This window comes from Candidatus Nanosynsacchari sp. TM7_ANC_38.39_G1_1, from assembly GCF_004138385.1.
Genome location: NZ_PQNZ01000031.1, coordinates 1 through 9,563 on the forward strand (window position 1 = coordinate 1; position 9,563 = coordinate 9,563).

Here is a 9,563-nt window from a genome sequence, read left to right on the forward strand (position 1 = left end):
AGCGGGCGTGAATCTTGTCGCTGACCATGTGGTGCAGCTTGATCATGTGCATGACACCAACAGTAGTACGCTCCTCAAAGGCTTCGCCGCTGCGGCCGTCGAAGAGCTGACTCTTACCATCTTTGGCGAAGCCAGCTTTCTCGAGTTGTTCCTCAATCGTTTCATTACTGACACCGTTAAATGGCGGCGTAGCGACTTTGTAGCCGAGAGCGCGGGCAGCCATACCCAGATGTGTCTCGAACAGCTGGCCCAAGTTCATGCGACTCGGCACGCCTAGCGGGTTAAGCACTACATCTACCGGCGTACCGTCGGCCAAATATGGCATATCCTCGACTGGCAAAATACGCGCTACCACGCCCTTGTTGCCGTGGCGGCCGGCCATCTTGTCGCCGACACTGATTTTGCGTAGTTGCGCGACGAAGATCTGGATCTGCATTAGTACGCCAGCCTTTAATTCGTGGCCGTTTTCGCGGCTGAAGACCTTGACGCCGACAACTTTGCCGCCGCCAGCATTATTCATGCGCTGCGAAGTATCGCGTACGTCCTTAGCTTTTTCGCCGAAGATAGCGCGCAGCAAGCGCTCCTCAGAACTCAGCTCTTGCTCGCCCTTTGGCGTAATTTTGCCAACCAAGACATCGCCGGCACGCACTTCAGAACCAACCTGTACGATACCGTCTTCGTCGAGGTGGCGCAAGCTGTCTTCCGACACATTCGGGATATCGCGAGTGACAATCTCTGGGCCGAGCTTAGTTTCCCGAACTTCAACTGAGTAATCCTTGATATTAACTGAGGTCAGCGTATCATCTTCGACCAAGCGGCGGCTGATAACGATAGCGTCCTCCATATTGTAGCCGCCCCACGGCATGAAGGCCACCAGCAAGTCTTTACCGAGCGCCAATTCGCCGTCAGCGATTGACATACCCTCGATCAAGATATCGCCCTTGGCGACCTGCTCGCCGCGCTGAACTCGAACCTTTTGGTTGATACAGCGATCATCGTTGCTCTTGGTGAAATGGATTAAATCGTATTTTTTAACACCGTCAGCGTACTTGACTTCGATGCTATCGCCATCAGCACGGATAACTTCGCCATCAGCTTCAGCAACAACCAGTTGGCTGGAATCGCGAGCAATATTAGCCTCGATACCAGTACCGACAGTTGGTGATTGCGGCTGCAATAGCGGCACCGCCTGGCGTTGCATGTTCGAGCCAGTCAAGGCGCGGTCGACGCGGTTTTTCTCGATGAATGGCACCAGGCTAGCGGTCGAGCCGAGGATTTGCTTGTGTGAAGCGTCAATCAGCGTCACTTCCGAAGCATCGACGCGGGCCGGCTGCAAGAACTTGCGAGCCGAAACACGCGGGCTTTTCAGATTGTTATTCTCGTCGAGCTTGACGCCAGCGTCGGCAATCACTTCGTTAACTTCTTGGGAAGCATCGAGATAAACAACTTCGTCGGTAACATGGCCGCCAACAACCTTGAGGTATGGTGTCTCGATGAAGCCATATTCGTTAATCCGCGCATAAGTCGCCAGGTTCAACACCAAACCGATGTTAGCGCCCTCTGGCGTCTCGACCGAGCAGATTCGTCCGTAATGTGTCGGGTGAGCATCGCGCACCTCGAAGCCGGCACGCTCGCGGCTCAAGCCGCCTGGCCCCATTGAGCTCAATCGACGCTTGTGGCTAAGCTCCGAAATCGGGTTAACCTCATCGAGCAGCTGGCTGAGCTGGCTAGAAGCAAAGAATTCGCGCACCGCTGCCACGACCGGGCGGGCGTTAATCAACTGGCTTGGCGTGACATTCTCGAGATCAGACATTGACATGCGATCCATGGCATTGCGCTGCATGCGCAGCATACCGACGCGGAACTGGCGCGCTACTAGTTCGCCTACCAGCTTAATGCGCCGATTGTCGAGCGCGTCGATATCATCGCCTGGCTCTTGGGTGTTATTCATGCGGATCAATTCGCGGATGATAGCCACCAAGTCGCTCTTTTGCAGAGTACGATTCTCGGCGATATTTGGCACATCTAGCCCCAAACGCTTGTTCATCTTGTATCGGCCAACGCGGCTGTAGTCAAAGCGTTTGAAGTCAAAGAACATTCGTTCAATCATCTGGCGCGCGTTGTCGGTTGTCGCTAAGTCGCCTGGGCGCAAGCGGCGGTAGACCTCAATCAAGGCTTCGTTGACACCGTGAGCTGGATCTTTATCGAGTGTAGCGTCGATATATTTGATGTCGCCAGTATCAATATCTTCGAATAGTTCTTTGATCTCGGATACTTTACTGTAACCGAGTGCTCGCAGGAACGTCGTCACGGCAATTTTGCGGCGGCGATCGATCTTGACGTAGATAGCGCCGCTAGCGCTGGTTTCGAATTCCAACCAAGCACCGCGGCCTGGAATCAACTTAGCGCTGTATAGACTGCGCCCAGCGCCTTTTTCAGCCGTGTAGAAGACGCCCGCCGAACGAATCAGCTGGCTAACAACTACGCGTTCGGTGCCGTTGATAATAAACGTTGCCCGGTCAGTCATCCATGGGTAATCGCCCAGATAGATTTCTTGCTCTTTGACCTCGCCAGTCACCTTGTTGGTCAGTTCGACAGTTACCGACAGCGGCGCTTCAAACGTCAGATTATTCTCTTTGGCGAATTTCTCGTCGTTTTTTGGATCCTCAAATTTGTAATCCTTGAATCGTAATTCAAGTTTTTGGCCGGTGTAATCCTCGATTGGGTTGAGTTCTGCGAAGATCTCGCTTAGGCCCGTCTCGACGAAATCTCTCCATGATTCCTTTTGATGAGCCAAGAGGTTCGGCACCTCGACCGCTGTGTCATCATTGGTGAAGAAGACACGTTTGACCGGGGTGTGCTGCGCCGTTGTTGCTTGTGGCATAGTACTCCTGCTTGATGGTTAAGTTTGATGAAACCGCACTAGGGTGATGATTCCCGCTTGCGATTGGCGCCGAAGCTTTACTAAATGTAGATACCGCATACCAAAAACGCCGCGCCACAGGCGCAGTACACAACCAACCCACATTACACAATCTTCATTAGCTCTAATTATAATCGCGCGAAGCCACCAAGTCAAGAGTTTTTGCGGCCGATTACTTCGTCGACTACGCCGTATTGCAGCGCTTCGTCGGCGCTCATCCAGTAGTCGCGCTCCATGTCAGCTTTGACTTTGTCAAGTTTCTGGCCAGTGTTGCCGGCTATGATTTTCGCTAACCGCTCTTTTAACTCTATCGCCTCGCGCAGGCTGATTTCTTGGTCGGTCACCTTGCCGTGAGTACCGCTCGACGGCTGGTGAATCATCACCCGGGCATTCGGCAGCAAATAGCGCTTGCCCTTAGCGCCGCTGCTGAGCAAGAAGGCGCCCATGCTAGCCTGCAGCCCAATGCCGATCGTCTGGACGTCAGGCTTGATATATTGCATAGTATCATAAATTGCCAAGCCATCGTACACCACGCCGCCTGGGCTGTTGATATAGAGTTGGATGTCCTTTTCGGGATCTTCGTTAGCTAAGTGCAGCAGCTGCGCTACGATGACGTTGGCCGTAGCTTCGTTAACTTCCTCGCCTAGGAAAATGATGCGATCCTCGAGCAAGCGCGAATAAATGTCGTAACCGCGCTCGCCGTCGCGCGTACGGACGATCACGTTGGGCACTAAGTAATTCGATGGTTTCATGGTCTAATTGTAGCGTACTAATTAGCACTCGTCAAGGCAGAGTGCTAATAACTTGCTATTTAACGCGAAATGTAGTATAATAAAAAGATGGACGGCGCAATCCCGCGCTGTCTAGTCTTTTTTGACAGTATTTTATACCATATCCAAAATACCCCGCTTACGCTAGCGAGGTATTTTTGGCAGGCTATCTGCTACTTGCTTGCCGCTTCTGATTTCTTTGCTTTGGCGCTAGATTTCTTGCCAGCCGGTTTGCCGTCTTTGCTATTTTTACTAGCCTTAGCGGGTTTATCCGCTTTGCCTTTGCCGGCAGCTTTCGCAGTTTTTGCTTTCTTAGCATCTGGAGTATTTAGCTCAACCAATTTATCAACGGTCTTCTCAGTGATCAAACGGTTGGCGATTTCGCGCTGGGCTTCTGGCTGGTCGAAACGTTTAGCCATTTCGGTGTTATTAGCGTATTGTTGCTTGTAAGCATTGATGTGCGCTGCCAACTCGTCGGCAGTCGCTTCGATTGCCAGCTCTTTGCTTAGCTCGGCTAGTACCAACCCAGCTTTGATGCGCGCCTCGGCTGTATCGTTAGCTTCTGCTTCGACCCAAGCATCACGATTGGCAAACCCGCGCGATTCGTAGTATTGATCCAGCGTCATGCCGCGGTACCGCAAATTTTGCACCAAATCCTGCTCGAGCGAGCGGATCTGATCTTGACGCAGTACGTCTGGCACAGCCACATCGCTGGCTGCCACTAATTGCTTAACCAAATCGTCTTTCAATTCGTCTAACGCTTGGCGCTCTTGCTGCGCAGTGATTTCGGCTTCGATATCTTGGCGCAAATCGTCCATCGAAGTATAAGGGCCAGCCTTGGCAGCAAACTCATCATTCAGCTCGGGCAGCTCCACCTTATTAACCTTCTTGACAGTTGTTTCAAACACTACGTCGGCGCCCGCCAGGTCTTTGGCATGATAATCTTTCGGGAACTGCAGGGCGACGTCCTTTTTATCGCCCGCCTTGAGGCCGACTAGTGCTTCTTCAAAGCCCGGGATAAAAGCGCCGCTACCGAGAGTCAGCGGATAGTCTTTGCCGGTACCGCCCTGGAAAGCTTCGCCGTCGCGCTTGCCAACGAAATCAATAATCACCTCGTCGCCGTCTCGCGCTGCTTCGGTGGTTTCAGTCTTTTCAGCCAAACCTTTACGAATGCGTTCGATTACTTCTTCGACGTCTTTTTTGTCAACCTTGATTGCCTTTTTGGTTGCTTTGAGTTTCTTGTAATCGCCAAGCTTAACCTCAGGCATGATATCAGCCTCGGCCGTAAATTCCAGCATCTCGCCAGGTACGAACTTCTTCAGCTCGACTTCTGGGCGGTCAAGTACTTGCAGTTTGTTGCTCAGGAACGCCTCGGCGACAGCGCGATTAATTGCCGCCTCTAATGTCTCTTGGCTAAGCGTGTGCGGGTCGGCGTGCTTTTTGACTACCGCAATCGGCACGTGTCCCTGGCGGAAACCATTAACTTTGATATTTTTAGCCATTCGCTTGAGCGCAACTTGTTCTGCTGTCTCGAGCTCCGGCTGGCCTGCCGCTACCGTTACCAGGACGCGGGTGGCTGATAATTTCTTCACAGTCGTCTTCATAACGACGTATTATAACAGATTATACCCGGGCTGGCTATTTTGGATAAGCTACAAGATGTCTGACAAGTCGAAAACATCGTCGTCTTCGTCGTACTGCTGATGATGACGGCGATCGCTGACAGCAGTCACTACCCGCTCGAAGCTGACTTGCTGTTCGCTGTTTTCGCGAATATTTTGCAGGTTATACAAGCCCTTGGCGACAGACTGCTCATCAACCGTCATCACGTAGCGGACGCGCTTTTTAATAGCTTCTTTGATCTGGCGGTCAATCGGCCGGCCAGTATAATCAACCTCGACCGAAACCCGCTCGCTGCGCAGCTTTTCGGCGATTCGTTCAGCGTCGTCAAGTACATTGCCTACGGTTACAATATAGGCCTGAGTAGCGCTTTCGAGGTGGCGCATACCAGTGTGGCGCGCCAGCAGTTCAATAATATTCGACATATCTGATTGGCCGCCGACCGAACTTTGCAAGTCGTTATTGACATAGCGCCCACCCTTATACAGCAAGGCGCTATGCATAGCATCAGCTTCGGTGAAATCGAAAATAATGCCGCCAGTGTATTCTGGATGCGCCAGCGTGATATCAAGGATAACATTATCAATTCCCAGCCGCTCTAACCGTTCATACAATGCTACTAAATTCACATAACATTCACTATGGCGGATAACTTCTGGTAGGTCTTCGGCCGACCTGGCGGTCAAAAGCTTAGATAATTTTTGCAGAACTTCGCTAGAGTGCGATAAACCGACGATATCAATCGCGCGGTCGCGAAACTTATCTGGCGCCAGCGTTCGCTTCTGCGCTAGTAGGCGCGCCATCAGGCTAGTTTGTACGGCGTCAAGGTCAAGGTATTCGCTCAGTAGCAAATCGAGCATCTCGGAGTCATTGATGCGCAAATTATAAGCCGAACGCTTGATGCCCATAGCGTCGAGACCGCGCTTGGCGATAGCGATTGCTTCGACATCAGCTCGCGGCGACTCGCAGCCGGCATGCTCGTAGCGCAACAAATATGCTGCGCTCGGATATGCCGATACACTGAAAGCGCCCGCTACGATGTCGTAACGGCGACGATTCTGTAATTTTGACTCAGTGTCAATATCATATTCTTCATAGCCGTACAGTGTTGCCGTATTGCGCCACGATTGCTCGACTAGCTGGCAAGCGCGCACGGTATTCGGATAGTGCACGTCTGTATCGGCGGTTACATTGGATGCTGGTGCCATCATATACCCCTATTATAGCATAAATGGAATTATTTTGCAAGAGTGCTATCTACAAACTCTTTACAGGCGCACCTAAATCAGCTAGAATGGGTTTGCGCGCTAGATGTGGTTATACGTGTGGCAACTACATGGATAATGCGATTATGCGTAGACGCGCTGCGCGTTGCTAAGAATCGGTAGATGTCGCGATATAGTACTTTACAATGACACGCAGATGTGGCGGAATTGGTAGACGCGCTAGCTTCAGGTGCTAGTGCCCTTCGGGGCGTGGAGGTTCAAGTCCTCTCATCTGTACCATAACTTGTATTTAGTGGAACAACGTTAATGCTGCCCGCTCAGGCAAAGCGGGCTTTTTTGTTGAGCAAATAGTTGCCTCGCAGCTAAAGTTTGTGTTTAAATAGAAGCATGACGAACGAAGAACTAGCGATCAAGATCGATAACCTAAGCGATATCGTTGCTAATCTAGCAAAAACGATGGACGAACGGTTTAAGCAGATTGACCAAAGGTTTAAGCAAATTGACGAACGTTTTAAGCAGATTGACCAAAGGTTTAAGCAAATTGACGAACGTTTTGAGCAGATTGACCAAAGGTTTAAGCAAATCGATGAGCGGTTTAAGCAGATTGACCGCAGGTTTGAGCAAGTTGACCAAAGGTTTAAGCAAGTTGACGAACGGTTTAGACAAGTCGATGAGCGCTTTGAGCAGATCAACGAACGCTTTAGGCAAGTTGACGAGCGTTTTGAGCAAATCGATGAGCAGCTCGCTGATATCCGCAAAGACCACAAGACTCTGGTTGATATCGTGAAAGATATGGATCTGGCGGCAGATGAACGATTCCAGGAATTAAAGGCTGGGCAAGCCGAGCTAGCGGCTAACCAAGAGAGTCTGCGGGCCGACCTTGCTGTCGTTCGCCGCGAGCTGTACCATGAGTCTGGCAGCCGCGAGATGGTAGACGACACGCTTTATAACTCGCTTGATAAGCGCTTACGCCGAGTAGAGGCAAAGTTTCCTGATTTAGCGTCGAGCCAAGCAGCCTAGCTGTTCCGCTCAAAATACGATTGCTCTTCTCTTCTCCTACGCTAGTTTTAAATAAGTGTAAGCGATAGCGTGCATATATTTGGTCTGTTAATCGATTAAGAGGCCACTTTTTGCTAGCGACGCTAACAATTCTAACAACCTATTTGTAGAAAATATATTTTGGCAGCATCTACCTATACCTGCGGCAAAACATCGCCGTTGACACTAGCGGTAAGCGATCGCAGATTGTCGCCGACTTTGACGCCTGGATTCATAATACCGAGCGGATCAAAAACTTTTTTGATAGCCGCGTACATTTCGCGAGTGCGAACGTCAAGGTGTTTATACGCGAAATGCGCTGCGATCCGACCCTCGGCTGCTTGGCCAATGAGCGCGCCGTCATATTTAACAGCCAAATTAGATAATTCGTCAAAAATCTTGAATAATTTTTGCTTGTCTCCAACTTGACGCAGCGACAGTACCGGATGAACCGTGTAAGTTTCGGTTAGTACGTGCCCAGAAATAGGCATATTACAATGCAGACGACCAGCCAAAACTGTTAATGCTTTGGTAAATTCATCGAAACGCGCAGCTGGAATATAAATATCACTATACAAATGCGGCGCAAAAGCTGGGTTTTTGTCAGGCAATTCGGCATAGCGAGCAATATTAAGTGTCGATAATAGCGCGCCATCGTCCGTGTCTTCGCTAGAAACGAATTTGACTCCCTCGGCACTGCTGAATGTCTTCTGGATTTTTTTGAGGTTACGAGCGCGAGTGCGAGTATTAAAATCGTCAAATCCGGCGATAATGACTGCTTGCGGGTCAGCTCCGTCTAGGTTAAGCCAGTCAAAGCGCCGGCCAGCAGTAGCGGCAGCGCTAAATAGCTGAGCGTCAAAATACTCGGTAAAAGCGACACCGCTATCGCGCAATATACGCATAGCGTCATTGGCTACGCTAGCCGAAGCAAATACTAGCGCGAAGACCTCATTGCTCTGGCTATGAAATTCGGTGCGCAAAATCATCTCGCTGATAATACCTAGCGTACCCTGCGCACCGATGAATAGCGGTGTCAAGTCGAACTGATTTCCTCTCTTGACAGAGGCTATAGAGCTATAGCCAGACTTATCATATTCTGGGAGAGCAGTAATCACGTCGTGGTATTCATCAATGATTGCGTCAATGCCACGGTAAATATCGCCCTCTAGATTCTGCAGGCCTTTCTTGCGGCTGAGCTCGCGCCGGCCGAGCGGGCCTGTCTGCAAAATATCGCCATTTGCCAAAACGATCTCGAGCTGGCTGACAAAGGCACTCAAGTCGCCGTATTTACCGCTAGCCAATCCAGCCAGATTGTCGGCGATAGCTCCGCCAACTGTTCGACGCGCATCTAGGCCGTCGAGTGGCGGGATGCTAACGCCCTGCAGGCTTAGCGCTTGACACAGGGTTCCAATGGTCGTGCCGGGCTGCAAGCGAACTAACCGCTGCTTGGCATCATACTCAAAAATATTATTCATATGCCGCGACATATCGGCTATCGCCCCGCGGCCAATCGCGCCTCCCGTAGTTCCGCGGCCTGAACCGCGGACGGTTATCGCCTGAACATGCCCGCGTTCAGCTAATTGCCATGATAATCGTGCCGTTTTGCGAATATCTTCGGTATTGCGCGGCGCGACGATCATCTCTGGCGCAAGACTCAATACTCCAGCATCGTTAATATAAGCCTGCCGCACATCGGGCCGGAAGTCAATCTCTCCTAGCAAATGTCCGCGTAGGTAATTAGCAATTTTGCTCATACACCCTCATCTTCATATAAATCTATTTTAGCATAAGCTGCAGTAATTTTTCGCGAATTTGTTAGAAGTTTGCTATAATTATTTGTGCAAGCAAAATACGTGCGATTTGCACGGCAGCGGTGTGCCGCTAGAGCTTGCAAACGCTCGCGGATGTGGTGGAATTGGTAGACACGCATGCCTTAGGAGCATGTGCTTTCGAGCGTGAAGGTTCAAGTCCTTTCATCCGCACCAT

Annotated in this window: 6 protein-coding genes and 2 tRNA genes; 3 read left to right on the forward strand and 5 right to left on the reverse strand. The window is 50.8% G+C overall.

Going from position 1 to position 9,563, the window contains the following annotated elements:
- The 4 genes from G1ANC_RS02670 to G1ANC_RS02685 all read right to left on the reverse strand — a co-directional run.
- The coding region (locus G1ANC_RS02670; RefSeq protein WP_129693481.1) for a DNA-directed RNA polymerase subunit beta at nucleotides 1–2,884 on the reverse strand (2,884 nt) is incomplete at its 3' end.
- Nucleotides 2,885–3,075: 191 nt separating this feature from the next.
- Nucleotides 3,076–3,675: an ATP-dependent Clp protease proteolytic subunit gene (locus G1ANC_RS02675; protein WP_129693482.1), complete on the reverse strand. Its 600-nt coding sequence runs from the start codon at nucleotides 3,673–3,675 to the stop codon at nucleotides 3,076–3,078.
- Between the two features lie 191 nt (nucleotides 3,676–3,866).
- Nucleotides 3,867–5,297: a trigger factor gene (tig, locus tag G1ANC_RS02680; protein ID WP_129693483.1), complete on the reverse strand. Its 1,431-nt coding sequence runs from the start codon at nucleotides 5,295–5,297 to the stop codon at nucleotides 3,867–3,869.
- A 48-nt stretch (nucleotides 5,298–5,345) separates the two neighbouring features.
- Complete coding sequence (locus G1ANC_RS02685) at nucleotides 5,346–6,524, reverse strand: His/Gly/Thr/Pro-type tRNA ligase C-terminal domain-containing protein (RefSeq protein ID WP_129693484.1); 1,179 nt, start codon at nucleotides 6,522–6,524, stop codon at nucleotides 5,346–5,348.
- A gap of 207 nt (nucleotides 6,525–6,731) precedes the next feature.
- On the opposite strand from G1ANC_RS02685, the gene G1ANC_RS02690 reads away from it, so the two are divergent.
- Both G1ANC_RS02690 and G1ANC_RS02695 read left to right on the forward strand, forming a co-directional pair.
- A tRNA-Leu gene (locus tag G1ANC_RS02690) sits at nucleotides 6,732–6,818 on the forward strand.
- A gap of 108 nt (nucleotides 6,819–6,926) precedes the next feature.
- Nucleotides 6,927–7,559, forward strand: a complete 633-nt coding sequence (locus G1ANC_RS02695; protein WP_129693485.1) for a hypothetical protein — start codon at nucleotides 6,927–6,929, stop codon at nucleotides 7,557–7,559.
- A gap of 173 nt (nucleotides 7,560–7,732) precedes the next feature.
- On the opposite strand, the gene G1ANC_RS02700 is transcribed toward G1ANC_RS02695, so the two are convergent.
- Nucleotides 7,733–9,331 carry an FAD-binding oxidoreductase gene (locus G1ANC_RS02700; RefSeq protein ID WP_129693486.1) on the reverse strand — a complete coding sequence of 533 codons (1,599 nt, stop codon included), beginning with the start codon at nucleotides 9,329–9,331 and terminating at the stop codon, nucleotides 7,733–7,735.
- Nucleotides 9,332–9,477: 146 nt separating this feature from the next.
- Here G1ANC_RS02700 and G1ANC_RS02705 point away from each other — a divergent pair.
- Nucleotides 9,478–9,562 (forward strand) — tRNA-Leu (locus G1ANC_RS02705).
- The last annotated feature ends 1 nt before the right edge of the window (nucleotide 9,563 follow it).

What these genes read in the sequence shown, in the direction of transcription:
- G1ANC_RS02675 (WP_129693482.1), bottom strand. Translation starts at nt 3,675, where the DNA reads ATGAAACCATCGAATTACTTAGTGCCCAACGTGATCGTCCGTACGCGC.
- tig (WP_129693483.1), bottom strand. Translation starts at nt 5,297, where the DNA reads ATGAAGACGACTGTGAAGAAATTATCAGCCACCCGCGTCCTGGTAACG.
- G1ANC_RS02685 (WP_129693484.1), bottom strand. Translation starts at nt 6,524, where the DNA reads ATGATGGCACCAGCATCCAATGTAACCGCCGATACAGACGTGCACTAT.
- G1ANC_RS02695 (WP_129693485.1), top strand. Translation starts at nt 6,927, where the DNA reads ATGACGAACGAAGAACTAGCGATCAAGATCGATAACCTAAGCGATATC.
- G1ANC_RS02700 (WP_129693486.1), bottom strand. Translation starts at nt 9,331, where the DNA reads ATGAGCAAAATTGCTAATTACCTACGCGGACATTTGCTAGGAGAGATT.